Origin of the sequence: Acetomicrobium sp. S15 = DSM 107314, assembly GCF_016125955.1 — a bacterium.
Lineage (GTDB): Bacteria > Synergistota > Synergistia > Synergistales > Thermosynergistaceae > Thermosynergistes > Thermosynergistes pyruvativorans.
The window spans coordinates 35,818-59,960 of sequence record NZ_JADEVE010000127.1; the positions used below are offsets into that span (position 1 = coordinate 35,818).

22 protein-coding genes are annotated in these 24,143 nt (G+C 51.7%); 20 read left to right on the forward strand and 2 right to left on the reverse strand.

Going from position 1 to position 24,143, the window contains the following annotated elements; translation table 11 throughout:
- The first annotated feature begins 17 nt into the window (after positions 1-17).
- The 19 genes from trxB to glmS all read left to right on the forward strand — a co-directional run bounded on the left by trxB (position 18) and on the right by glmS (position 21,381).
- Positions 18-1,199: a thioredoxin-disulfide reductase gene (trxB, locus tag EZM41_RS03300; RefSeq protein WP_198469489.1), complete on the forward strand. Its 1,182-nt coding sequence runs from the start codon at positions 18-20 to the stop codon at positions 1,197-1,199.
- A gap of 9 nt (positions 1,200-1,208) precedes the next feature.
- Complete coding sequence (locus EZM41_RS03305; RefSeq protein ID WP_342449219.1) at positions 1,209-2,159, forward strand: 1-phosphofructokinase family hexose kinase; 951 nt, start codon at positions 1,209-1,211, stop codon at positions 2,157-2,159.
- Positions 2,160-2,170: 11 nt separating this feature from the next.
- The gene (locus EZM41_RS03310; RefSeq protein WP_198469496.1) at positions 2,171-2,623 is read left to right on the forward strand and encodes a CBS domain-containing protein; all 453 of its coding nucleotides are present in this window, start codon (positions 2,171-2,173) and stop codon (positions 2,621-2,623) included.
- Positions 2,616-3,167, forward strand: a complete 552-nt coding sequence (locus EZM41_RS03315) for a low molecular weight protein arginine phosphatase (RefSeq protein ID WP_198469498.1) — start codon at positions 2,616-2,618, stop codon at positions 3,165-3,167. The genes EZM41_RS03310 and EZM41_RS03315 overlap by 8 nt, the downstream gene beginning before the upstream one ends.
- A 21-nt stretch (positions 3,168-3,188) precedes the next feature.
- The gene (fliS, locus tag EZM41_RS03320) at positions 3,189-3,653 is read left to right on the forward strand and encodes a flagellar export chaperone FliS (protein WP_198469500.1); all 465 of its coding nucleotides are present in this window, start codon (positions 3,189-3,191) and stop codon (positions 3,651-3,653) included.
- Positions 3,643-4,104, forward strand: a complete 462-nt coding sequence (locus EZM41_RS03325) for a flagellar biosynthesis protein FlgN (protein WP_198469502.1) — start codon at positions 3,643-3,645, stop codon at positions 4,102-4,104. The genes fliS and EZM41_RS03325 overlap by 11 nt, the downstream gene beginning before the upstream one ends.
- A 44-nt stretch (positions 4,105-4,148) precedes the next feature.
- Positions 4,149-5,186: a M48 family metalloprotease gene (locus tag EZM41_RS03330; RefSeq protein WP_198469504.1), complete on the forward strand. Its 1,038-nt coding sequence runs from the start codon at positions 4,149-4,151 to the stop codon at positions 5,184-5,186.
- 70 nt (positions 5,187-5,256) lie between these two features.
- On the forward strand, positions 5,257-6,936 hold the full coding sequence (dnaX, locus tag EZM41_RS03335) for a DNA polymerase III subunit gamma/tau (protein ID WP_198469505.1): 1,680 nt from the start codon (positions 5,257-5,259) through the stop codon (positions 6,934-6,936).
- Positions 6,929-10,333, forward strand: coding sequence for a DNA polymerase III subunit alpha (gene dnaE, locus EZM41_RS03340; RefSeq protein ID WP_198469507.1), 3,405 nt, complete (start codon positions 6,929-6,931; stop codon positions 10,331-10,333). The genes dnaX and dnaE overlap by 8 nt, the downstream gene beginning before the upstream one ends.
- A gap of 25 nt (positions 10,334-10,358) precedes the next feature.
- Positions 10,359-10,616, forward strand: a complete 258-nt coding sequence (mtrB, locus tag EZM41_RS03345) for a trp RNA-binding attenuation protein MtrB (RefSeq protein WP_198469508.1) — start codon at positions 10,359-10,361, stop codon at positions 10,614-10,616.
- Positions 10,603-12,354, forward strand: coding sequence for a pyruvate kinase (pyk, locus tag EZM41_RS03350; protein WP_198469510.1), 1,752 nt, complete (start codon positions 10,603-10,605; stop codon positions 12,352-12,354). The genes mtrB and pyk overlap by 14 nt, the downstream gene beginning before the upstream one ends.
- A gap of 71 nt (positions 12,355-12,425) precedes the next feature.
- Complete coding sequence (locus EZM41_RS03355) at positions 12,426-13,055, forward strand: NUDIX hydrolase (protein ID WP_198469512.1); 630 nt, start codon at positions 12,426-12,428, stop codon at positions 13,053-13,055.
- On the forward strand, positions 13,056-13,898 hold the full coding sequence (locus EZM41_RS03360) for a deoxyribonuclease IV (protein WP_198469514.1): 843 nt from the start codon (positions 13,056-13,058) through the stop codon (positions 13,896-13,898). It abuts the gene before it with no gap.
- Positions 13,899-14,975, forward strand: a complete 1,077-nt coding sequence (locus tag EZM41_RS03365; protein ID WP_198469516.1) for an alanine racemase — start codon at positions 13,899-13,901, stop codon at positions 14,973-14,975.
- A 25-nt stretch (positions 14,976-15,000) separates the two neighbouring features.
- A complete protein-coding gene (gene cdaA, locus EZM41_RS03370) occupies positions 15,001-15,840 on the forward strand; it encodes a diadenylate cyclase CdaA (protein ID WP_198469518.1) in 840 nt (279 codons plus the stop codon).
- Positions 15,824-17,026 (forward strand): CdaR family protein, encoded by a 1,203-nt coding sequence (locus EZM41_RS03375; protein WP_198469520.1) that lies wholly within the window; start codon positions 15,824-15,826, stop codon positions 17,024-17,026. The genes cdaA and EZM41_RS03375 overlap by 17 nt, the downstream gene beginning before the upstream one ends.
- 25 nt (positions 17,027-17,051) lie before the next feature.
- Positions 17,052-18,431, forward strand: coding sequence for a phosphoglucosamine mutase (gene glmM / locus EZM41_RS03380; RefSeq protein ID WP_198469522.1), 1,380 nt, complete (start codon positions 17,052-17,054; stop codon positions 18,429-18,431).
- A gap of 26 nt (positions 18,432-18,457) precedes the next feature.
- Positions 18,458-19,333 (forward strand): UTP--glucose-1-phosphate uridylyltransferase GalU, encoded by an 876-nt coding sequence (gene galU, locus EZM41_RS03385; protein ID WP_198469523.1) that lies wholly within the window; start codon positions 18,458-18,460, stop codon positions 19,331-19,333.
- Positions 19,334-19,554: 221 nt separating this feature from the next.
- Positions 19,555-21,381 (forward strand): glutamine--fructose-6-phosphate transaminase (isomerizing), encoded by a 1,827-nt coding sequence (gene glmS, locus EZM41_RS03390; protein WP_198469525.1) that lies wholly within the window; start codon positions 19,555-19,557, stop codon positions 21,379-21,381.
- A 262-nt stretch (positions 21,382-21,643) separates the two neighbouring features.
- On the opposite strand, the gene EZM41_RS03395 is transcribed toward glmS, so the two are convergent.
- Together EZM41_RS03395 and EZM41_RS03400 are read right to left on the reverse strand one after the other, a co-directional pair.
- Positions 21,644-22,060, reverse strand: a complete 417-nt coding sequence (locus tag EZM41_RS03395; RefSeq protein ID WP_232619030.1) for a Fur family transcriptional regulator — start codon at positions 22,058-22,060, stop codon at positions 21,644-21,646.
- Between the two features lie 256 nt (positions 22,061-22,316).
- Positions 22,317-22,706 carry a hypothetical protein gene (locus EZM41_RS03400; protein ID WP_198469529.1) on the reverse strand — a complete coding sequence of 130 codons (390 nt, stop codon included), beginning with the start codon at positions 22,704-22,706 and terminating at the stop codon, positions 22,317-22,319.
- Between the two features lie 269 nt (positions 22,707-22,975).
- Here EZM41_RS03400 and EZM41_RS03405 point away from each other — a divergent pair.
- The coding region (locus tag EZM41_RS03405) for an iron-containing alcohol dehydrogenase (RefSeq protein WP_198469530.1) at positions 22,976-24,143 on the forward strand (1,168 nt) is incomplete at its 3' end.

The window sequence follows — 24,143 nt, forward strand, 5'->3', positions numbered from 1 at the left end:
TGGGAGGATTGAACGAAATGGAAAAACGCGAGCTCGTTATCGTAGGAGCCGGACCAGCAGGCCTCACGGCAGCTATTTATGCCAGGCGCGCCGGCCTTGATGTGTTGTTGCTGGAAAAGGGAGTGGTCGGGGGCCAAATAACGCTCACTGTTGACGTGGACAATTGGCCAGGCTTGAGGCGCGTATCCGGCGGAGAGTTGGCCGAATCTATCAGGAAACATGCAGAAGAGTTTGGGCCTGAGTTCAGGGAATCTGAGGTGAGCAAAATAGAGTCCCGAAATGGGGCCAAGGTAGTGCTCACTTCGAAGGGAGAGATCGAAGCGGAAGCCGTGATCGTAGCCAGTGGCGCCACCTTTCGCAAGCTCGGGGTCCCCGGAGAGGTAGAGTTTTCGGGCCGAGGGGTAAGTTTCTGCGCAGTCTGCGACGGGCCATTCTTTAAGGATGTGCCTGTGGCGGTAGTTGGCGGAGGCAATACGGCCGTGGAAGAGGCCGATTACCTGACCAGATTCGCCTCGAAGGTCTATATAATACATCGCAGGGATAGCTTTCGCGCCGACAAGGCAGCGATTCAAAGGGCACTCTCAAACCCTAAAATAGAGGTCTTATGGAACTGCGTCGTGCAAGAGATAAAAGGTGGAGACATGGTCGAAGGGGTCGTCGTCAAGGATCTCAAGGCTGGGTCGTCATGGGAATTGCCGGTTGCAGGTGTTTTCGTCTTCGTGGGTCTCATCCCGAGTTCTGAAGCCGTCAAAGATCTGGTCGAGACTAAAGAAGGATGGATCATCACAAATGAGGCGATGGAGACATCGGCAGAGGGGGTTTTCGCAGCCGGTGACGTGCGTCATAAATATTTGAGACAAGCCGTCACTGCTGCTGGAGACGGAGCCACTGCTGCCATGGCAGCATATTCTTATATATCTCAACAGCTTTACTGGCAGAAGCTGCTCTTCGGGCGGGATCACGTAGCGGCGCTCTTTTATTCTGCCATCGATGAGCCTCAAGTTAAATTGGCTGCGGATGTTGAGCAGTGGAGCGCTGAGAACAAAAAAGAAGTGATTTTAGTTGACGCCTATAAAAATGCGAAGATTAAAGATAGACTCGGGATAGACGAACTGCCCGTTATCATCGTATTGGAGGGTGGAAAAGCTAAGGAAATGAGGCCTGTTAAAACTCTTGAAGATGTATCTTCGCTCTTTTAGAGGATTGAGGTGGGACGGTTGATAGTTACGGTAACTCTGAACCCGGCTGTGGATGAAGAGTACATGGTGCCAGAGTTTCACTTGGGCGGTTGGTTTCGCGCGTCGAGCGTAAGGCAGCTGCCTGGGGGTAAAGGCATCAACGTCTCTGTGATCCTCAAGCAGCTCAATTACGATTCCGTCGCTATGGGTTTTTTGGCGGGGTTTAATGGCGAGTATATAAGGGATGCCATGCGGAGGATGCGGATTTCCACCAATTTCGTTCATGTAAAGGGCGAGACGCGGACGAACGTATATATTGTGGATCCTGTAGGGCATATGGAAACCGGCATAGCTGCCATGGGACCTTATATATCGGAAGAAGCGCTCTCTCGATTTACCATAAATTACGATCGCATGCTCAAGCGGGCCAGTTTGGTCGCTATAGGGGGTTCTCTCCCTCCGGGCGTTCCTCAGGATTACTATCGCACGCTGGTCGAGAAGGCGAAAACAGTCGGGGTGCCGGTCTTCTTGGATGCCGCCGGGCCGCCGCTTTCCGCAGCCCTCGAACTTGTGCCCACGGCCGTTCGGATCGACCATCGCTTTATATCGGTTACGCTGGGATATCCGATCGATTCCGTGGATAAGCTCGTAGAGCGCATTTCGCAGATTCACGCTCAAGGCGTGGGATGGGCGATCACGGCGTGTGCTACGCGCAATGGTCTCGGCAATATATTTTATACCCCCAATGGCATATATGTGGCAGAGACCGATGTCGATCAGGCGGTTTCTATGATAGGAGCCGGAGACGCTTTGATGGCCGGCCTCATTGTGGCGCACAAAGAGGGCATGGATACGGAGATGACCGTTCGCTTCGCCATGGCTTGCCTTTGGGAGGAGATCGCACACCCCGGTCATGGCATTGGAGGCATAGACAGGGTGAAATCGCTCATTTCGCAGGTTCGCCTCGAAAAGTTGGATTAGGAGTGACGGCAATGGTTATAGAGGAACTGATTGATCGAGATCTTACGGCTTTGACAGAGGACACCTCTTTAGCTGAGGCCATCGAGGTTTTGTCCATACATCGCATCTCCAGCGCGCCAGTGGTGGATTCCGATGGCAAAGTCGTGGGCATCTTGAGTGAAAAAGATATAGTGAGGGCCGCTCTGCCGGGGTATTTCGAATTGCTGCAAGATCCGACATTCATTCCGGACCTTGGACAATTCCGCTTTAGGCTGAGAAGGGTTAGCCGTGAGGCCGTAAAGAAGTATATGACTAAGAAGGTCATCGCCTTCACCGAAAACGACAGCGACTTTCATGTAGCCATGATCCTGATAAAGAACAATATCAAACGTGCCCCTGTGGTCCAAGATGGCACGTTGGTGGGCATGATAAACCGCGCAGATCTGCTGCAGCACCTCATGAGCGAAGGTAAGAACGATGCCTGAGGTTTTGTTCGTCTGTACCGGCAATACCTGTAGAAGCCCGATGGCAGCTGGTATAGTGCGATTTTTGTTGGAAGAGAAAGGGCTCGCCAATTTGTGGAGCGCGTCATCGCGAGGCTTAATGGCGGAAGATGGAGCGCCGCCGAGCGATCTGGCGGTCAAAATATTGCTTGAGGAATACGGCATAGACATCAGCTCTCACAGGGCAGCTCAACTCACAGAGTCAGATCTGGCAGCAGCGAGTTTGATCGTTGCAATGACCGTAAGCCAGGTAGAGCAGATAAAACGGCTCTTTCCCGCTCATGTCGATCGCGTCTATCTTTACGGAGCACTTGTAGATCCCAAACGGCAGATTAAAATACAGGAGTCTCAATGCCATGAGGATTTGCCCCATCCCTTCTTGTACAAGGATTACGAGGTGATCGATCCTTACGGAGGGGATGAGGAGCTTTATCGTATCGTGGCGCGTCAACTCTGGGATTACGGCAAGCGTCTTGTGGAAATGATCGAAGGGGGTAATTTTCCCTCGCCTTGTTACCGAAACTAAGAAAAGGGGGAGGGGATATAAATGGGCGGTAGTGCGCACGCCTCGGCCCAAGAAATTTACCTACAAAACCAGATAATGACAGCATCGAAAGAGAAACTTTTGCTTTTGACGTACGACATCGGCATTCGTTCTTGTGCGGTTGCAGAGGAAGCTATTTCTAAGAAAGATCGCGAATCAGCCAACACTCATCTCCAAAGGGCCCAGCGTGTCATCAGAGAGCTGATGGTAACGCTGAATGTAGAGGCGGATGAAAAGCTGGCAAAGACGTTGCTTTCGCTCTATAGCTTTATGCATGAACAGCTTGTCGAAGCCAATATCTATCTTGACTCAAACAAAGTCAAAACAGTTCGCGGCATGCTCGAAGAGCTGCGGCTTTCTTGGGAAAAAGCGATAGAAATATTGCGGAAAGAAAAAGGGGAGGTTCGCGAAGCTGCAAGTTCCAAAGTGCGGCAAATCCCTACCGGAGGGTTGAACGTTGCAGGTTGACGAGGAAAAAATCCGAGAGCTTGCCCTAAAGGAACTGAAGCTGTATATTGATCTTAATTCCCTCCTCGACGAAGAGGAGCGTTGCGTGGATCTTTCAGATGTTGAAGGGTTGATGGATGTTTTGAGGCGCAAGCAGCGCATCATCTCCGAGCAAGAGATGCTGCAAGGGCTATGGGCAGAAGTGGCCTCGGCTATGGGTATTAAAGACGGAAGAGAAAGCATATCGTTTTGGAACGCTCTGGCTCAGAGGTTGGGAGAGGAAGGTTATCGTCAGATAGTAAAGAAAGTCGAAGAGATTCGCAATCTCGTGTCCAGATTGCTTGAACGCGAAAGGGAGATCCAGTTACGTTTAGAAGGTCAAGTGGGGGAATTGCGCCAAAAGCTTTTAACTTTGCAAAAGGGCCGCCAGGCTTTTCGTGGCTATATAAAACACGACGGAGCCTCCGGTTAGCTATTTCGATCTCTGCGGTTTCGTTAGTTTTGTTGTGCGTCCTATTGCCCGCGATAGTAGCTTTTGCTGAGACGGACAAGGAATTAGCTAAGGAAATAGCACTGGGACAGAAAGTAGCTACTCAAATAGAGCGGCAGTGGGAACGGATCGCTGATCCAAGACTTGAAGCGCGCGTAGCCATGATTTTGCAACGATTCATGCCTTCTCTGCAAAGGGACCTCCCGTATGAAGTGAGGATAATAAAAGAAGACTCACCCAATGCCTTTTCCCTGCCCGGGGGCATAATCTATGTAACGTCGGGCATGCTCGATTTCGTGAAGAGCGATGCCGAACTGGCTGGCGTTATAGCTCATGAACTGGTTCACGCCGAGAATCGCCACGTCATGATTCAGGTAGCCAGAAATCAGCGGCTGAGCCTCCTCGCTTTGGGTGTAGCGATTGCAGGTGGGGGAGAGATAGCAGCGCTGGTCTTGGGCAACGTAGCTCAAGTGGCCATAATGAACGCCTACAGCAGGGACTTGGAACGGGAGGCCGACCTTGGCGCAGCTACTTTGTTAGCTGAGAGGGGTTATCCTCCTATTGCCGTCGTCACCACTCTTGAGAGATTAGAGGCTGAAGAGTGGAAGCGCCCTTACTTCGATCCCGGCATTTATCTGGATCACCCCAGAGTAAGCGAGCGCGTAGCGTATCTGATCGACTTTTTGAGGAGCAAAGGGTGGCCCATTAGAAGAAAGGAAGCCCTCCATCTTCTGCGCGTTCAAGTGCGTGCCGAAGGCAGCGAGTATATAATGACGATCGATAATTTCCCAGTCTGGAAGGGACCTCAAAATCCAGAAGCAAAGGCGCTATTAGACGAGACGGCCTCTCGACTGAACCGGGCGCTTCAGCTTGAGACGCAACCATATGACGTCCAGGTCATTCAACTGGAAGGCGTTTCTCATCTCAAGGTGGGTCGAGATCTCGTGGCAAGCGAAGATGAATTATTACCGGGAATGCCTTCCTTAGAAGATTTCAGGAACTCTCTTGTGGAGGCCCTTCAGCGAAGCCGCGCGCAGCATCCCATCGCGAACTATTTGAAGTGAACCTGCCGCTTTTCATCCGCAGCTGCTATAAAATAGAAGACAAAGCCTTGAGAGAGGAAGGCCTTCGTTCATGTATATAGCTTTATACAGAAAATACCGCCCGCAACGTTTTTCAGAGGTAGTGGGACAGGATAGCGTAGTGAAGGTTTTGAAGAATACTTTGAGGCGCAAAAAGGTGAGCCATGCTTATCTGTTATCCGGTCCGAGGGGTTCTGGAAAGACTACGATGGCCCGCCTGCTGGCGAAGGCGCTCAACTGTGAGCGCTTAAGCGATGACGCCGAGCCCTGCAATGCGTGCCCTTCATGCCAGTCCATAGCGAGGGGAGAAAATCTGGACGTGATGGAGATAGACGGTGCCTCCAACCGCGGCATTGACGAGGTGAGGGAGCTGAAAAGCCATGTGGCCCTCTCGCCCTTCTCTTCACGGTATAAGGTGTATATCATCGATGAGGTCCACATGCTTACGGAGGCTGCATTTAATGCTCTCCTGAAGACGCTCGAAGAACCTCCGGCTCATGTGGTCTTCACCCTCGCCACGACTGCGCCTCATAAGGTGCCGGTTACGATACGTTCGAGATGTCAGCATCTGCCGTTTCAACGTATCTCTGCTTCTCTTATGGTGGAGCGCCTGCGGCAAGTCTGCGTCTCTGAGGACATATCCGTAGAGGAAGAGGCATTGTGGGAAATGGCGCGTCAGGCAGACGGCTCACTTCGCGATGCCCTCTCTTTTTTGGAACAGGCGGTAGCCTTGGGCGAGGGAGATCTTACGGTAGAGGTCATAAACGATCTTTTAGGGGGAGGCAGTCGCTTTGAGCTGGAACAGCTGGTCATGTCCTTGCGGGATAGGCCGATCTCGGCGCTCAAGAAGTTTAAAGAAATGTTGAATAAGGGCCTCTCTCTCGAGAAGCTTTCCGAAGGGCTTTTTCTTCTCTTTAGGGACCTCTGGATAACCCACGAGTGGGGCGACGCAGCCTTAGCGGGGCTTGAGTTGTCCGAAGAAGAAATGCGCTTCCTGCTGGACGAAGCCCCTATGTGGGATTCAGCCTTTTTGCGCACTGCCATGCGCTTTTGCGCTAATATCATGCCCAAGGTACGCATGGGCCTTAGGGACGACGTGTTTTTAGGCATCTTCCTCGATTTGTTTTCTGATACATTAAAGTTAAGTGTCGCAGGGGGTCGGGAAACCGAAGAGACTGAGGATCAAGAGTCCTCTCTTCCTCTTGCAAGCGCCAGTGTGAAGGATGCAACTGCCGGCTGGCAAAGGGTCATGGAGCGCCTTTCGACGGACAACTTTCCCTTGTATTGCGCCATGCTATCTGCGGAAGTAGGACTGGCTTTGGGGGCAGTCATCATCTCCTTCCCCGATGACCACCCCTTTGACTTTCATGCGGCTGCAGCGGCGCGCTGTGCTGGACAACTGATTTCCCTCTGCAAGGAAGAATTGAACGCCGAATCGGTGGAATTGCGATGGAAGGGGCAAGGGGTAGCGCTTGCTCCCGATCTTCCTTTATCTCCAAGCTCGCCCGCAAAGGAAGTGAGCAGTGTTACTCTGCTGGCGCCAACCTTCGCCATGCCGGAAGCCTTGAAAGGTCGTCCGCCGCGCGAGAAGCATAGACTTGAGCAACCCGACGGACAAAGACAGATTCAGCAAATCTTGAGCTGGTTTGACGGCGAGATTCTTCTCGTCAAAAAGACAGAAGAGGAAGAGGAGATAAGAGGATTGGAAGGAGGAGAGGTTAACGTTGAATAAACCCTTTGTTCACCTCCATGTTCACTCGGAATATAGTTTGCTCGACGGCGCCATAAGATTAGACGAACTGGCACGCCAGGTGGCAGATTGGGGATCGCCGGCGGTTGCCATCACGGATCACGGCGTGCTCTTTGGGGCGGTAGAGTTTTATGAGCAATGCACGGCGCTGGGCTTAAAGCCGATAATAGGATGCGAGGTGTATGTCGAACCCCAGGGTCACACGCGCAGAGAAGGCAAGGAACGCAACTACCACCTCCTTTTGTTAGCGGAGAATCAAGAGGGATATCGTAACCTGGTGAAGTTGGTCTCCATAGCCAATACAGATGGTTTTTATTATAAACCGCGCATAGATTACGAGCTCCTCTCCCGCTACGCCAAGGGGCTGATTGGCTCTTCGGCCTGTATTGCTGGTGAGGTTCCCTCTCTGATCCTGGAGGGGAAGAAAAAAGAAGCCACAGAAAAGGCGGCACTGTATAACGAAATATTGGGGAAGGGCAATTTCTTCCTCGAGATCATGCCTAACTCTCTGCCCGAGCAGGCCATTGCCAACACAGCCCTGGTAGAGATGTCCCGCAGCACGGGCATACCCCTCATCGCCACCAACGATGCACACTATCTCAGGGCAGAGGATGCAGACTGGCACGAGGTGCTCCTCTGCGTACAAACCAACAGCACTGTCGACGATCCCAACAGGTACAAGTTCGGATGCAAGGACTTCTATTTGCGCTCGCCTGAAGAGATGTGGAATTTGTTAGGAAGCGAAGTGCCTGAGGCTTTGAATAACACATTGGAAGTACAGGAACGATGCCATGTGGCGTTCGAATTCGGCAAATATCGCCTGCCCAAGGTCAACCTGCCAAACGGGCAAACGGTGGAAGAAGCGCTGGAAATAGCAGCCCGTCAGGGATTGACAGCCCGCTTCAAGGGCAACCCTGTTCCAAAGCATTATGTCGACCGCCTCGAATATGAGCTCTCGGTGATAAAACGCATGGGTTTTGCCGGTTATTTCCTGATCGTGGCGGAGTTCATAGGCGCTGCGAAGGAGAGGGGCATTCCAGTAGGGCCTGGCCGAGGTTCTGCGGCTGGATCCCTTGTCGCGTACGCTTTGCGCATAACCGAGCTGGATCCGCTGCGCTACAATCTGCTCTTTGAGCGCTTCTTGAACCCCGAACGGGTGACGCTGCCCGATATCGATACCGACATATCCGACAAGAGGCGCGATGAGGTTATAAATTATGTAGTGGAAAGGTATGGCCGAGATAGAGTAGCCCAGATAATCACCTTCGACCGCATGAAGAGCAGGGCGGCTGTGCGCGATGTGGGCAGAGCTCTGAACATGTCTTATGGCGAGGTAGACCGGGTCGCCAAGCTGATCCCCATGCATGCCCACGACATCGCCAACGCCATGGAGTTATCGGCAGATCTCAAGAAGCTTTACGAAGAGCGACCTGAGGTAAAGAGGCTGCTCGATATAGCCAGCCATATTGAAGGGCTCGCCAGGCACTGCTCTCAGCATGCCGCAGGAGTGGTCATCTCCCCGGAACCGCTGGTAGAGATCGTCCCCATAAAGCGCATAGGTGACAACCAGCTCGTGACGCAGTTTTCGATGGAGCCGATCGAGAGGCTTGGCTTGGTCAAAATGGACTTTTTGGGTCTTCGTACGCTTTCTATGATCGAAGATACCTTGGCCAACATCGCAGCCAACGGAAAGGAAGTTCCGTCTTTGGACGATCTCCCTTTGGACGATGCGGCTACTTACGAGCTGCTCCAGGAGGGAGACACGATGGGCGTCTTTCAGTTGGAATCGAGCGGCATGGTACAACTTCTGAAGAAGCTGCACCCTGATTGCTTCGAAGACCTCGTAGCCGTCCTTGCGCTGTATCGTCCTGGCCCCCTGGGTAGTGGCATGGTAGATCAATACGTAGAACGCAAGCACGGCAGAACGCCGGTGGAATATCCGCTTCCAGAGCTTGAAGAAGTATTAAGGGAAACCTACGGCGTTATACTGTACCAAGAGCAGGTTATGGAGATAGCCGCCAGAGCGGCAGGTTTTTCTCTGGGCGAGGCGGACATATTGCGGCGCGCCATGGGCAAGAAAAAGGCGAGCGAGATGGAGATGCAGCGGGAGCGCTTTGTGAGCGGATGCGTAGGACGCGGGATCGATCGCAAAAAAGCCGAAGAGTTATTTGACATTATAGAGGTTTTTGCCGGTTACGGTTTCAACAAATCCCACAGTGCTGCATATGCTTTGATCAGCTATCAAACAGCTTATCTGAAGGCTAATTATAGAGCCGAATTCCTGGCCGCTTTCCTATCGAGTCATATAGGTTCCCGCATGGATAAATTGGGGCGTTATGTTCGAGACGTTCGCAATGCAGGCGTCGACGTCCTCCCTCCGGACGTGAACGAGTCAGGCGCTTCATTCACTGTGGTAGGTGACGTGATTCGCTTTGGCCTCAACGCTGTAGCTAAGGTCGGCTCAAGCGCAGTTCAGGCCATCCTCCGAGCGCGCGAGGGGAAAGGAACCTTCACGTCCCTTTGGGATTTCATGACCAAAGTGGACCTCAGGACAGTCAATAGGGCTGTCATCGAAAACCTCATAAAGGCTGGTGCCTTCGATTCTCTTCACGGGAACAGGCGTGCCATGCTCGAAGCCCTGCCCGGTTTTCTGGAATCCGCTTCGCGACGTGGCCTTGAAGGTGGCCAACAGTCGCTCCTTGCCTTTGTCGAGGATGTCGAGGAACCGAAGCTTCCCGATGTGGAGGACTTCGGGTTTTATGAGAGATTGGAGTTCGAGAAGTCGGCCCTCGGCCTTTATATCTCGGGGCATCCCTTCGAAGGATACGAAAGCCGTGTAAGGCCGTACATCACATGCAATTTGGCGGATCTCCCTTATTGGAGATCTGGCGAGGTCATGGCCACAGTGGGAGGAGTTATCGTTGGCGCAAGAGAGCGCTACACCAAGAAGGGGGATCCGATGGGAATCTTAGAGATAGAGGATGGGGAGGTGAAGGCCGAGGTCGTATGCTTCCCTCGCTTGTGGCAACAAATTAAGGAAATAGCTTCAGCCGGAAGGGTAGTGATAGCTGTTGGGAAGCCCAGAGAGCGATCAGAACTCTCTATGATAGCCGAGGACGTCCTCCCATTGGAAAGGGCCGAGAGAGAACTCACTCCGCTGGTGAAGTTGCGCGTAAACTTGGAACGGTGCCAGGAGCCGTTGGTCAGGGACTTATATCGCGAATTGAAGAGACACCCTGGCAAGGCGCCAGTATTATTGGAGTTGAGCAAAGAGTCGCTCAACGTCTTGATGCAGCTGAAGGAAATCCGCGTTGATCCAGCTCCTTCGCTCTTCGAAAAGCTAAATGGGTTCGCAAATGATGTCATAGAAGTAGTATGAAGGAGCATATCTGGAGGGATGTACGATGAAGGAGGAATTGGTCAATTATTCCGTTTTGAGCGATTATATCGTGATAAAAGCCTTAGAAAACGGAGTGACCGTGATAGGTCTTACACGGGGCGAAGAGACGCGATTTTCCCACACTGAGAAGCTCGATGCCGGAGAAGTCTGGATCTGTCAATTTACCGAGCATACATCAGCTATCAAGGTAAGAGGTAGCGCTGAGATACTAACGAAACACGGCAGGGTAGAGAGCGGAGGTAAGAGGCGTGAGGAAGGTTAAAATCGTATGCACGATAGGGCCGGCCTCCTCGAAGTATAACGTGCTTCGCTCCTTGGCGGAATTCGGCATGAGCGTGGCTCGCTTGAACTTCAGTCACGGAGACTATGAAAGCCACGGAGCGAACCTTGACCTTGTGAGGCTCGCAGAAGAGGAACTGGGGCGTCCCATTGCCACAATGTTGGATACCAAGGGCCCCGAGATCAGGACCGGCAAACTCGAAGGCGGCGGGCCCGTGTTTCTGGAAGGCGGCCAAACGTTTGTCTTGACCACAGATGAATGCTCAGGCAACGCCGAAAGGGTATCTATCAGCTACAAAGATCTTCCCAAGGAGGTTTCGCCTGGGCAAGAGATATTCATAGATGACGGCTCTATACATTTAAGAGTCGTAGAGATCAGCAAAAATGACGTAGTATGCACCGTCATCGTAGGTGGAGAATTGGGCGAGAAGAAAGGGGTTAACGTCCCTGGAGCTCACCTCTCAGTGCCGGCTCTGACCACTAAAGACAAGGAGGACATTCGCTGGGGGATTGAGCGAAATATGGACTATGTAGCAGTCTCCTTCGTGCGCACCCGTGACGACATCATGAACGTTAGGAAGACCATGGAGGAATTAGGCGGATCTATGAAGGTGGTCGCCAAGATTGAGACGAAGGAGTCTGTAAACAATCTCGAAGAGATCGTCCAGGTCGTAGATGGGGTGATGGTTGCGCGTGGTGACTTGGGGGTCGAGATGCCCACGGAAGACGTGCCTATCGTTCAAAAGAGGATCATCGATCTCTCTCGCGCCGAAGGCAAACCAGTGATAGTGGCGACGCAGATGCTCGATTCCATGATTCGCAACCCACGCCCCACGAGGGCTGAAGCCAGTGATGTTGCCAACGCCGTGCTCGACGGAGCCGATGCGGTGATGCTTTCTGGCGAGACGGCAAGCGGTAAATATCCAGCGGAAGCTGTAAAAACTATGAGCACTATCGTACTTCGCGCCGAGCAGGAGATGCGCCTTTGGCAGCGTCCGGCAACCGTTCCCATAAGGACATCCACGGTGCCGGATGCGGTGTCGCACGCCTCTGTATCCATTGCTGAGGGGATGAAAGCGAAGGCCATTATATCTCTCACCAGCAGCGGTAGCACTGCCAGGATGGTCAGCAAGTACCGCCCGCTTTGCCCTGTAATTGGCATTACCCCATCAAGTCGCACGTGGCGCGAACTCAGCCTCGTATGGGGGGTTTATCCCATTTATAAAGAAGACAGCTCAAGCGTAGATGAGGCTGTCGAGTCCTCTTTTTCGGCAGCCCTCGACGAAGGTCTAATTGAAGAAGGAGACATGGTGGTTGTGACCGCGGGCGTACCGGTGGGCATCCCTGGGACCACTAACATGGTCCAAGTGCATACCGTGGGTCGGATCCTCTTAAAGGGGATGAGCCTTATAAGGCGCAATGCTACTGGTCCGGTCCGCCTTGTGACTACGGTCGAAGAGGCTAAAAAAAAGGTGTGCCCTGGCGACATCATAGTTGTCAAGGAAGGCGTTAAAAGTTATATGCCGGTTTTTAAAAAAGCCGCGGCGATAATTGCCGAAGAGGGTGGCCTTGCCAGTTATGCTGCCATGGCGGCTTTGGAACTTGGCATTCCCTGTGTAGTGGGGGCTACAGGCGCTTCGAGTTTGCTGAAAGATGGCATGGTGGTCACTGTGGACGGTTACAGGGGCATCATCTATAAAGGCGAGGTGAAATTGCATTAAAAACGGCTTCGTGAAGGCGATCCAAATGATATTCTTAATCGAAGGTTGACCAGAAAGGATAATGTATGGGGATGACGCAAGAAGTCGATGGATTATGCCATCGAGATCAGTTGAGTATTGAAAAATTACGCAGTGCTTTCCCACCGCTTGAACGTGTGCCGTCATGGGATGAATTCATCTTTGGCGGCGATAGCGGTTTTAAATGGAGCGCTGTCCTTGTCCCTTTTATAAGCCACTCAGACGGTGCGCGGGTGATCTTGGTTAAGCGTCCAGACAACCTCAGAGTCCACGGTGGCGAGATTTCTTTCCCTGGTGGAGGAGTGGAGGATGAAGACCTCTCTCCTGTTGACACGGCTCTTCGCGAAGCCGAAGAGGAGTTAGGGCTGCCCCGACATTGTGTCGTTCCTCTATCTCTTATGCCGGTAGAACACACCTATGCCAGTTCTTACGCAGTTTATCCTGTCTTGGGTTGGATAGAAGGCGTCAAGGAATTTCGCCCGAGTCCCGAAGAGGTGGTTGAGGTGATATTTTTGGATCTCGATCGCCTCGATATCGAACCAAAGATCGAGCGAGCCATCAGGAACGGTGTTGAGATATCTTATCCGGTTTATGACCTTCCTAAGGGGATGCGGATTTGGGGAGTTACGGCTCGCATATTATGGCGCATCACAAAACGCTTGCGCGAAGATGGATACAGGTAAATGGCCCTTATAGGTGCGCATCTTTCCATTGCCGGGGGATTGTGGAAGGCCATAGAGCGGGGAGAGGAATTGGGATGTGAGGCGGCCCAGATTTTTACGAAGAATCAGCTTCAATGGCGCACCTCTCCCCTTTCTATGAATCAATGTGAACAGTTTTATAGACGCTGGCGGCGGAGTTCTGTTAGGAAGATCGTGGCCCACGCTTCATATTTGATCAACCTCTCGACCGACGGAACCCTGTGGAAGAAGAGTGTCGACTCCCTGGCGGAAGAGGTGAAACGGTGCGACCTTCTGGGGATCGATGACCTCGTCCTCCACCCGGGTTCTCACAAGGGAGACGGCATAGAAAAGGGCTTGCACAGGCTAAAAGATGGGCTTTCGCATGTCCTGGAGGAAAGCGACGATTTACGGGTTCGTATATTGCTGGAAACGATGTCAGGACAGGGAAATGCTGTCGGCAGCACGCTGGAAGAGTTGCATTGGGTTATGGTTTCCTTAGAGGACACGAAAAGGCTTGGCATCTGCTTGGATACGTGTCATCTTTTTTCTGCCGGATATGAGTTGAGGAGCCGAGAAGGGTATAATCGCCTCGTCGATAAGGTGGATCGCCTTTTTGGTATTCAGAGGGTAGGCTGTTGGCACCTGAATGACAGCTTCTTTGACAAGGGCAGCAAGAGAGATCGGCATGCCCACTTAGGAGAGGGAAAGCTCGGCATCAACGCCTTTTCGTTTATACTCAACGACAGGCGATGGAATGATACTCCTTGTCTTTTGGAAACTCCGAAGGATGGAATTGGGGACGAGGGCAACCTTGCCATCTTGCGCAAGCTGCGAGGGGAGTGAGTGTGGGTCTTGTATCCCAAACTTTTGATTTATTTAGATAAGATAAGAAAAAACGCCAGTGCCGTGGTGTCACGATGCGAAGCCAGGGGAATAAGTGTGGCCGGCGTCACAAAAGGATTATGCGGTCATCCGAGCGTAGCGCAAGTTATGCTCGAAGCCGGTTGCAAGTGGGTTGCCGACAGCCGCCTAAAGAACATCCAGCTAATGAGAGAGGCCGGGGTGAAGGGGCCGTTTATGCTGCTTCGCATCCCTATGGCTTGTGAGATCGATTGCGCTGTCGATCTCGCCTCCGTGACGCTCGTTTCGACCGTGGAGGCAATAGAGCTGCTGGAGCGGTCATGTGCCGTGAAGAGGAAGAGCCACGGTGTGATCGTTATGGTCGATGTGGGGGATCTGAGAGAAGGGATTTTGCCCTGCGAAGTAGAAAGCGTAGGCAAAAGCTTAAAGAGGTGCCGGTGGGTCGCGCCTTTGGGCGTGGGGACGAACGTAGGATGCTACGGCGGCGTCCTTCCGTCGCCTGATAACATTGGGGAATTGGTGCAGGTGGGGCATGATCTTGAGGGACTTTTGGGGTGTAAACTCGAGCTTTTCTCGGGCGGTTCTACTTCATCCCTCAAGCTCTTAGAGAAGGAAGAGCTGCCAGAAGAGGTGAATCAACTCAGGGTAGGCGAAGCTATTCTGCTTGGCAGAGACGTCACGCATGGTCAACTAATTCCCTATCTGTGCCAGGATACGATGCTCTTTGAGGCGCAGGTTATAGAGGTTCGCTCGAAACCCAGTGCTCCCAAGGGCGAACTTGGGGCCGATGCTTTTGGCAACGCTCCCAAGTGGGTCGATCGGGGAGTGAGGAGGAGGGCCATAATTGCTGCGGGGCGTCAGGATGTGCGCCCTGAGGGTCTCTTTCCCACCGAAAAGGGGATCTTCGTGATTGGTGCTTCCAGCGATCATCTCCTGCTCGACGTAGAGGAAGCGGCTGTTCCGGTGCGGTGGGGAGATATCCTCTCTTTTTATATGGACTATGGGTGCATGTTGGCAGCGGCCACATCTCAGTATGTGGAGAAAGTTATAGAGGAATAGTATATATCGAGGAGTTTTGAAGAGAATGTTCGGTTTTCTGCGGTGGCAGGATTTTTTAGATATATTTATAATTTCTTTTATCATTTATAAATTGTTGCTTTTGCTCGTAGATACGCGGGCTATGCAGCTCGTGAAAGGGCTTTTTATATTGGGGCTACTCTCTGTGGGTGCGAGGACTTTGCAGCTGGAGGCCCTGTCATGGCTCTTGGGAAGACTCTTCAGCGTCATATTGATCGCTATCCCTATAGTCTTTCAGCCCGAGTTGCGCCGTATGCTGGCAGAGTTGGGACAGGGTAGGATATGGCGGAGCAGGCTTGCAAAAGAAAGAGCCAGCATTTTGGCAGATGAGGTGGTGCGCGCCCTTATCTTTCTCCAAGAGAAAAAAATCGGGGCCATTCTCGTGCTGCAGCGCAAGGTGGGCTTGCGCGATATTTGGCGCACCGCTGTCAGGCTTAATGCCGATATTTCCCAGGAGCTCATCGTCTCTATATTCTGGCCCAATAATCCGCTCCACGATGGCGCGACTATTATAGATAAAGAAAAGGTTTTAGCAGCAGCTTGTTATCTGCCGCTCACCGAACAGACGAACCTCTCAAGATGGTTTGGGACAAGGCATCGTGCCGCCCTCGGCGTTACGGAGGTTTCCGATGCGGTATCTTTGGTCGTGTCAGAGGAGCGAGGGGAAATTGCGCTTGCCGTGCGAGGGCATCTCTCAAGAGGCCTTAAGGAAAAGCAGCTCAGACAGTTATTGGTGCATTATTTTGGAGCGGAAGAACGTTCGGAAGGTTTCTGGGAACGACTGAAAGAGGAAATGGGCTCTCTTTGGCTCGGCAGCGAGGAGGATGGCGATGAAAAGGAGGATTGACGATCTCATGTCGTCGAGTTTGTTCCTCAAAATCGTATCCGTAGCCCTCGCTATATTTTTGTGGATGTACGCCTCCGGCGATCGCAACAAGGAGAAAACGTTTTTCGTGCCGGTGGAATACAGGAATGTGCCGGAAGGGATAGAGGTTACAGCTCAAACGGAAGAAGTAGAGGTTCAGGTCTCCGCGCCGCCTGCCCTCCTGAGTTCTCTTAATGCCAGGGACATCATATGCGAGGTTGATCTGAGAGGCTTGAAGAACCCCTCAAGACATCGATTGCCTATCAAAATTTCCCTTCCGCCTGGTTTTTCCGTCGTTTCAGTGAAGCCGTCTTATATCGAAGTCGAATTGCATAGAGTGGTTGAGCGCGTGATGTCGATAGAGGTAGAGATAGCGAATATACCGGAAGGGTATATCGTTCATTCAGTCAACGCGGTTCCAGACAAGGTCGTGGTCAAGGGCCGGGAGGAATTGATCACCAAGGTGACCGGCGCCGTCGTGCGCTTGCCATGGGAGAAGGTTTCATCTGGAGAGAGCGCGAGGGCCTCTGTAGAGCTCAAAGCGCAAGGCGAAATTCCTTCAGGTTTAAGCATAGATCCGTCATGGGTAAACATATCCGTGTCTGCGGAGAAGGGCTTCCCCAGAAAAGAGGTGCCTGTAGAGGTGCAACTGCGCGGAGCGCCTGATCCAGATTTCACCGTGGAATCTATTGTCGTAGTTCCGGGGAGGGTAACATTGGAGGGCCCTTCCAATGTGCTCAGTGGAATCACAAGCGTAAAAACTGCCCCCGTTTCCGTAGAAGGATTAAGCAAGTCCGAGGAGAGAACTGTAACGCTGGAGATTCCGAAGGGGGTGTCTCTACAGGGTGAAGGACGAGTGAAAGTGAAGATCGAGTTGCGAGAACGCACGGTCAGCCGAACCTTTTTCGATATACCTGTTAAAATAGCGGGCAAGGGGATATATTCAAAGTGGCGATTGGATCCCGATCGGGTAAATATTGTCCTGGAGGGTCCACCCTCTGTGATAGAGAAGCTAAATCCGAAAGAACTGCCGATCGAGGTCTATGTTGATACAAGCAATGTCGTCTCTAAGCAGATATCGACAGCTCCAAAAGTGCGTCTCCAGGGTGTAAACGTGCGAGTTCTAAAGATAGAACCGCCGCAAGTCATGCTTTATGCCGATGATTGAGCGTTTAGTCTGACAGAAAGTGGGGATGAGGACATTGTCGAACAAGGTGCGTTGCCTCTTTGGGACGGATGGCGTTAGGGATGTAGCCAACAGAGGGGTCATGACGCCAGAGGTGGTCCTTCGCATAGCCAGAGCCCACGTGCTATTCCTTGCCGAGAGAGGGGCACCTCGCCCTAAGATTGTGGTAGGGCGCGATACGCGCCGTTCGAGCCCTATGCTCGAGGCAGCGCTATTTGCCGGCTTTACCTCGGCTGGAGCAGATGTTTATGCCCTTGGAGTTATTCCTACCCCTGGAGTGGGCTTTGCTGTTAGGGCAGTCGGCGCCAACGGGGGTGCTGTAGTGAGCGCGTCTCATAATCCAGCCGAATACAACGGCGTTAAGCTTTTCGACAGCGGCGGCGTCAAATTGCGCGACGACGACGAGGCCGCTATCGAGGAGTATTTGAGTGACAATCTCCTCGATGAATGGCGACCCACTGGTGCTTCCATAGGTGTTGTCGATGAGAAATCTTCGTTCATCGAAAGTTATGTCCATTTCTTAAAAGGATTAATGGGTGAGCGGAAACCCAAGTTGCGCAAAGTAATCGTAGATTGCGCCCATGGTGCCACCACTGTTATAGCAAAAAATGTCTTGGATATATTGGGCGATGAAGTGTTTTTCGTAGGGACAGATCCTACCGGCGTGAACATCAATGAAGGTGTGGGCGTTATGCACATGGAACACCTGAAAGGATGGGTACAAAGAGAGGGCGCCGACTTGGGGATCGCCTTTGACGGTGACGGTGACAGAGTACTCTTCGTCGATCGGAAGGGTCAAGTCTTAGACGGAGACATAGTATTATGGGTGCTTGCCCGATGGCTAAAGAAGGAAGGACGTTTGGGTTCGGGCGTCGTAGCTACTGTTATGAGTAATATGGCTCTTGAAGAACTATTGGCCGAAGATGGCATTCCCTGTTTCCGCGCTCCCGTCGGAGATCGTTACGTATTCGAGGTCATGGAGTGCGAGAAAGCCCTTTTGGGCGGCGAGCAATCTGGCCACGTCATCGTGCGCAGCTATGGAGCGATCGGCGATGGCATAGGCACGGCCTTGTTATTTTTAAGGGCGTGCGATTCGCTGGGCGAAGAAGTCGAGAGTTTGGCAGATCGCTTTCGTCGCTACCCTCAACTCTTGAAGAACGTCCGCGTATGTGATAAGCACTTTATCCTATCGCAGGATGCCGTACGAGATAAGATAAAAGAGGCGGAATCATTACTCAAGGGCAAAGGGAGGATATTCGTTCGCCCCTCTGGAACGGAACCGATGGTGCGCATACTCTTGGAGGCGCGCGATCTGGATCTCGTGTCGTTGGCCGATGAACTAGCTCGTTGTATCGAAGAAGTTGACGCTAAGTTGAACGCGAAGTAGCACTTCTTACAGAAGGAGGAATTGAGATGGGGTCCATTACGAAATGTTTATTTCCTGCCGCTGGCTTGGGGACGCGTTTCTTGCCGGCAACTAAGGAGATTCCGAAGGAGATGCTGCCTCTCATAGATCGCCCCATCATTCATTACGGCGTCGAGGAGGCTGTAAACTCTGGCTGTTCAGATGTTGTATTCGTGACCGGTCGCGGCAAACGAGCCATTGAAGATTACTTTGATAGATCAATAGAATTGGAAAACATACTCTTAGAACGCGGTCAGAAGGAACTCTACGATATGGTTGTGGCTGTGAGCGAGATGGCGCGCTTCGCCTATGTTCGCCAGTCGGAACCTTTAGGTTTGGGACATGCGGTGCTCTGCGGTGAGCAATTTTGCGAGAGCGGGTTTTTTGGCGTCATCCTGCCCGATGACGTCATGATTGCGGATACGCCTGTGTTGCGTCAACTTGTAGAGCTTCACGAAAGGCTTGGTGGGTCGGTCGTCGCTTTGGAGGAAGTGTCGCCCGGAGAGGTATCTCGTTATGGCATAGCGAGAGTTGAACCTCAAGAAGACGGAGTCTATCGCATCCTCGATCTCATTGAGAAACCTTCTCTTAATGAGGCTCCAAGCCGTTTGGCAGTGGTAGGTCGTTACCTGCTATCGCCCAGGATATTTCATCACCTACACAACCTTCGTCCGGGCTCCGGCGGTGAACTACAGCTTACAGATGCCATAAAGTCACTTCTCGGCGAGGAGGTAGTGTGGGGGCTGCGGTATAATGGATTGCGCCTCGATTGCGGCACAAAGGAGGGATGGTTTAAGGCCACAGTCACGATGGCGCTCGAGAACGGCACGCTTAGGGAGGCGTTGTTTTCTCTTTTGAGACAAAGGGGGTTGATGGACGTGTAGAAAAGAGATGGCGGAGGTTGTTTGTAGCGTTATGGTAAGCGCCTGGGCTGGCTCTTAACCAGCTGACGAGGTTGGGGGATAATCGAAATTGTCGGCGGGTGCCCCCATGGCCATGGAAGATAGGCCACTAAGCTGTCCTACAAAACCGCGGAGCGATCTGAGGGACAAAGGGGACGGCAATTCTTCCGTGTGGTAGGATTTAGAAAGGATGAAAGATACTTATGTGTGGGATTGTAGGCTACGTAGGCCATCGAAAGGCCTGCAGTGTGCTTTTAGATGGGCTTAAGCGACTTGAGTATAGGGGATACGATTCGGCTGGTCTGGCGGTTCGCGATGGCGAAGGGATTAAAGTCATAAAGGAAGTGGGCAAGGTTTCGGATCTCGAGCGCATCCTTGTTGGGCTCGACCTTGAGGGCCGTCAGGGGATCGGACATACGCGTTGGGCTACCCATGGCGGCGTATCTGCGGTCAATGCGCATCCCCATGTGGACGGAATGGGGCGATTTGTCCTTGCGCATAATGGCATAGTAGAGAACTACCATGAGTTGAAAGAGGCCCTTTTGGCCGATGGTATCTCGTTTAGCTCTGAGACCGATACAGAAGTGATAGTTCAACTGCTGTCCAAGCTCTACGACGGAGATATCCTCAGAGCACTTACGGCTTTGCAGGCACGCCTTGAGGGATCTTATGCCCTTGCCATCATCGACAGGGATGATTTTAACCACATTTACTGCCTCCGCAATGGTCCGCCCCTGGTTTTAGGCTTGGGAGAAGGAGAATCGTTCTGTGCTTCCGACATCCCGGCGATCCTTCCTTATACGCGGCGCGTTATTTACATGGACGACGGCGAGATCGCGGAGCTTTCTCCCCAAGGAATCGCTCTGTGGGATAAATCAGGATCGTCCTTGCAAAAGAAGACGTTTTTCGTGGATTGGGACGTGTCTATGGCTGAAAAGGGCGGTTACCCTCACTTCATGCTCAAAGAGATCCACGAACAGGGAGGAGTATGCCGCTCCACGTTGAAAGACAGGCTTATAGGCGGTAGAGTGGACCTTTCTAATGAGATCTCTCTGGACGAGAAAGTTGTGAGCCGCTTCGAGGGGGTTCATCTCGTAGCTTGTGGCACCTCCTACTATGCGGCTCTCGTGGCCGAAAGAGTTTTTGAGCGTTGGACCGATCTGGATTTGAAGGTAGATATCGCTTCAGAGTACCGCTATCGTCAGGGCAAGATCGGGCCTGACACGCTCGTCATCTTTGTCTCCCAGTCCGGCGAAACGGCCGATACCATAGCCGCCGAAAGGAAAGCGCGGGAGATGGGGGCTTATTGTCTGGCCGTTACCAATGTGCGTGGCTCGACTTTGGCCCGCGATTGTGACGACGTCCTTCTCCTCAAAGCCGGTCCTGAGATAGGCGTTGCTGCGACGAAGACGTTTATGGGGCAAATCACAGCCTTATATCTGTTGGCTATCTACATCGGGCGATTGAGGGGAACTCTCCATGTCGAACAGGAGATGGAGCTGATAGACGAGCTCATTCAACTTCCCTATAAAATCGAAACTGTCCTCGACAGGGAGCCTGTTGTAGAGGAGTTGGCCTCCAGATTTGCCGATAGCAATAATTTCCTCTTCTTAGGAAGGGGGATATCGTACCCAATAGCCATGGAAGGTGCTCTCAAACTCAAAGAGATATCCTACGTTCATGCAGAGGCATATGCGGCAGGCGAGATGAAACATGGCCCCATAGCGCTTCTTGAGCCCAAGGTGCCTGTGGTTGTGATTGCGCCCAGGGACAGCCTCTATGAAAAAACGCTCTCCAACATTCAGGAGGCCAAAGCAAGACATGCACCCATCATAGCCGTCGGTTTTGACGATGATGAACGGCTGGCGCAGGAGGCAAACTACGTACTTTCCGTTCCGTATACCATTGAGGAGTTTTCTCCCTTTGTGACAGTGGTTCCTCTTCAACTTTTTGCCTATCATATGGCAAAGAAGCGAGGTTGTGAAATTGACACCCCTCGCAACCTGGCAAAAAGTGTGACAGTAGAATAAAAAAGGCAGCTATCTTGTCCTCCTAAAAAGGCGATGAGCTATAACTAAAAACAAAGCCAATGGCAACAATGGCGCTGCTGCAACCCACAAGGGCGCCATTGTTGCCGTAATTATGATGACCGATAAGAGCATAGACACCAATAAGAACCAGAAAGCGCACTTTATGATGCGGGTGCTTCGCCGAGCACTCCATAGGCTCAAGAACACAGCCAAAGCAGCGAGAATTACAGGAATAAACAGGACAAACGTCAAAGGCCTTTTTTTATTGGGTCAAATGCTTTAAACATTCGGGGCAAGTGCCATAAAGATAGATCTGGATTTGATCTACTTGGAAGTTTGCGCATTGTAATATATCTCCCACCGTTCGTTCGCTGAGGGGAATGTCATGTATCCTGCCGCAGTGAATACAGTGATAGTGAGCATGGGTCTCAGGATTTGGGTCGAAGTGAACGCGCTTGTTGTCAACGGTGAGGATCTGTATCAGTTCCGCTTGGGCCAAAAGTTGCGTCGTGCTGTATATGGTTGCAAAGGAGATGGTGGGAAACTCTCCTTTTAGCTCCTGATACACGCACTCTGCAGATGGATGGTCCTTCCTTCCTTGAAGGAAGCGAAGGATTGCCAGGCGTTGAGATGTAATCTTAGCCCCCTGCTTTTTTAAGGCGCTTACAGCCTCTTCCATAGTCCACACAGCAACCACCCCTTACTTAGAAATCTGACTTGTATTCATTATAAGCATTTATCCAACTGTGACAACAGGAGGTGGTTTTGGATTGCCCCAATCGCTTGTCTTCGCCGTTAGGGCTACATGCGACGCCAATCCTTCGCACTATGTAGCTTGGCTAAAACATTTTACTTTATATTTAAAACACACATTTGAATCTAAGCCATCTCGAGATAGATTTATAGTAAACTAAAAATAGTGTTGTCTGTAGTTTTTAATCTTTATCTTTTTTTGTCTTATCTTTAGTGCGGCCATATCGCTCATAGCTGTAAGAACTGTATTTGCGGCTTTGTCCTTGCAGTGCCGAAAGTTCCTTTTCAAAAGCTTTTAGAAGATGACGCTTCTTATCTATTTCTTCGTTTATAGGCTCGGTTGAGATGTCGCGCTCTATCCATCCGAGTTCTATTAGGGCTCTCACATCCGCTAAATCTTCATCGATGACTTCGGCGAGCTCCTTTGCGTTCAGTCTCTCGTGCGGATGATCTCTCAGATAATCCAGTGCTTTTTTGTATACATTATCAAGTCTCTTTAGGCAGGCGGGACATATTGTGGGTCCTGCCGTGATAAAGGGCTTACCGCACAATTTGCATTCTGCCATCCCCACCTCGTTCACCCCCTGGTCGCACTCTTTCAAAATGGATTATAGCACGCTTTCATCTGCCCGATTTCACTAGCAATTCTATACCCGAAACGGATTTGCTGCCTCGATCTTGCTCTCTTTGCCCTATGTACATGCCATTCAAAGATCATCGTAGATTTTGACGAGTCAACCTGAGCTTGACTCCCAAACATGCAGGCTATATATTTGTCCTGTATCTCGATATCCTGAAACCTGAACGCGACAGCCAAAAATCCATAAGGAGATGGTTAATCATGATACAAGACTTCATGTGGGGAGCGATGCGCATCTCTTCTTTCTGCGCTCCTTCGAGGATAGTCTTTGGCCCCGGTGCAGTGCGCCAGAACCTCGCTGCTGAAGTAGCGTCCATAGGCGCAAAGAGAGTCCTCATCGTTGCAGATCCCAACCTCGTAAAAGCCGGCATGACGGAAAGCTTAAACGAGGCCTTAAAAGGCGTGGTAGAAGAGCTTTTGACTTTCAGCGAAGTCCTCCCGGAACCTCCCGTAGACATTCCCCTAAAAATAGCCGACCTCGTAAAGGAAAAAGGAATTGACTTAATCATAGGCTTTGGCGGTGGATCTTCTTTAGATTGTGCAAAAGGAGGCGCGATACTGGCCACGAACGGCGGTCACCCGAGGGATTACTTCGGCGTGAACAAGGTTAAAAAACCCGGCATCCCTACCATCCTAATACCTTCTACAGCAGGCACAGGCAGCGAAGTGACGGCCGTTGCAGTCTTCGATGACAGAGAGCAGGGCGCCAAGTTCGGCATCCAGAGCCCCTTCAACTACGCCAAGGTGGCCCTCGTAGACCCTGAAATGACGATGACATGTCCTCCAAAGGTTACGGCCTCGAGCGGAATGGATGCACTTATTCATGCCGTTGAGGCATATACATCAAAAGATGCCTCTCCTTTAAGTGACCTCCTGGCCCTTCCTGCCATAGAGCTCATAGGGTGTTACTTGGTGCGTGCCTACGCAGATGGCAAAAACACAGAAGCTCGTACGGCCATGTCTTTGGCAAGCCTTTTGGCAGGCCTTTCTTTCGCCCAGGCCGGTTGTGCTGCAGTGCACGCCTGTGCCTATCCCTTGGGTTCTACATACCATGTCCCCCACGGCTTGGCCAACTCGCTCATGTTCGTCCCCGTTACCAGGTTTAACTTAATAAGCAACTACGACCGCTACGGGAAGGTCGCTTCCCTCTTAGGAGAAAACGTACAAACGCTTTCATCAAAAGAGAAAGCCGAAAAGTGCGTGGACGCAATTGTGAACCTCATGAAGTCTTTGGACATGCCCTTAAAGCTGCGAGATGTGGGAGTCAAAGAAGACACGCTCGAAAAGATGGGCAAAGACACAATGCTTCAGACCAGGCTTTTAGCCCATAACCCGAGGGAGGTGAAAGACGAAGACGCCATAAGGTTTT

Coding starts and splice junctions, on each gene's coding strand:
- glmM (WP_198469522.1), top strand. CDS start 17,052: ATGAGGACATTGTCGAACAAGGTGCGTTGCCTCTTTGGGACGGATGGC.
- EZM41_RS03315 (WP_198469498.1), top strand. CDS start 2,616: ATGCCTGAGGTTTTGTTCGTCTGTACCGGCAATACCTGTAGAAGCCCG.
- EZM41_RS03360 (WP_198469514.1), top strand. CDS start 13,056: ATGGCCCTTATAGGTGCGCATCTTTCCATTGCCGGGGGATTGTGGAAG.
- EZM41_RS03355 (WP_198469512.1), top strand. CDS start 12,426: ATGACGCAAGAAGTCGATGGATTATGCCATCGAGATCAGTTGAGTATT.
- EZM41_RS03310 (WP_198469496.1), top strand. CDS start 2,171: ATGGTTATAGAGGAACTGATTGATCGAGATCTTACGGCTTTGACAGAG.
- mtrB (WP_198469508.1), top strand. CDS start 10,359: ATGAAGGAGGAATTGGTCAATTATTCCGTTTTGAGCGATTATATCGTG.
- fliS (WP_198469500.1), top strand. CDS start 3,189: ATGGGCGGTAGTGCGCACGCCTCGGCCCAAGAAATTTACCTACAAAAC.
- EZM41_RS03395 (WP_232619030.1), bottom strand. CDS start 22,060: ATGGAAGAGGCTGTAAGCGCCTTAAAAAAGCAGGGGGCTAAGATTACA.
- cdaA (WP_198469518.1), top strand. CDS start 15,001: ATGTTCGGTTTTCTGCGGTGGCAGGATTTTTTAGATATATTTATAATT.
- trxB (WP_198469489.1), top strand. CDS start 18: ATGGAAAAACGCGAGCTCGTTATCGTAGGAGCCGGACCAGCAGGCCTC.
- dnaX (WP_198469505.1), top strand. CDS start 5,257: ATGTATATAGCTTTATACAGAAAATACCGCCCGCAACGTTTTTCAGAG.
- glmS (WP_198469525.1), top strand. CDS start 19,555: ATGTGTGGGATTGTAGGCTACGTAGGCCATCGAAAGGCCTGCAGTGTG.
- galU (WP_198469523.1), top strand. CDS start 18,458: ATGGGGTCCATTACGAAATGTTTATTTCCTGCCGCTGGCTTGGGGACG.
- EZM41_RS03375 (WP_198469520.1), top strand. CDS start 15,824: ATGAAAAGGAGGATTGACGATCTCATGTCGTCGAGTTTGTTCCTCAAA.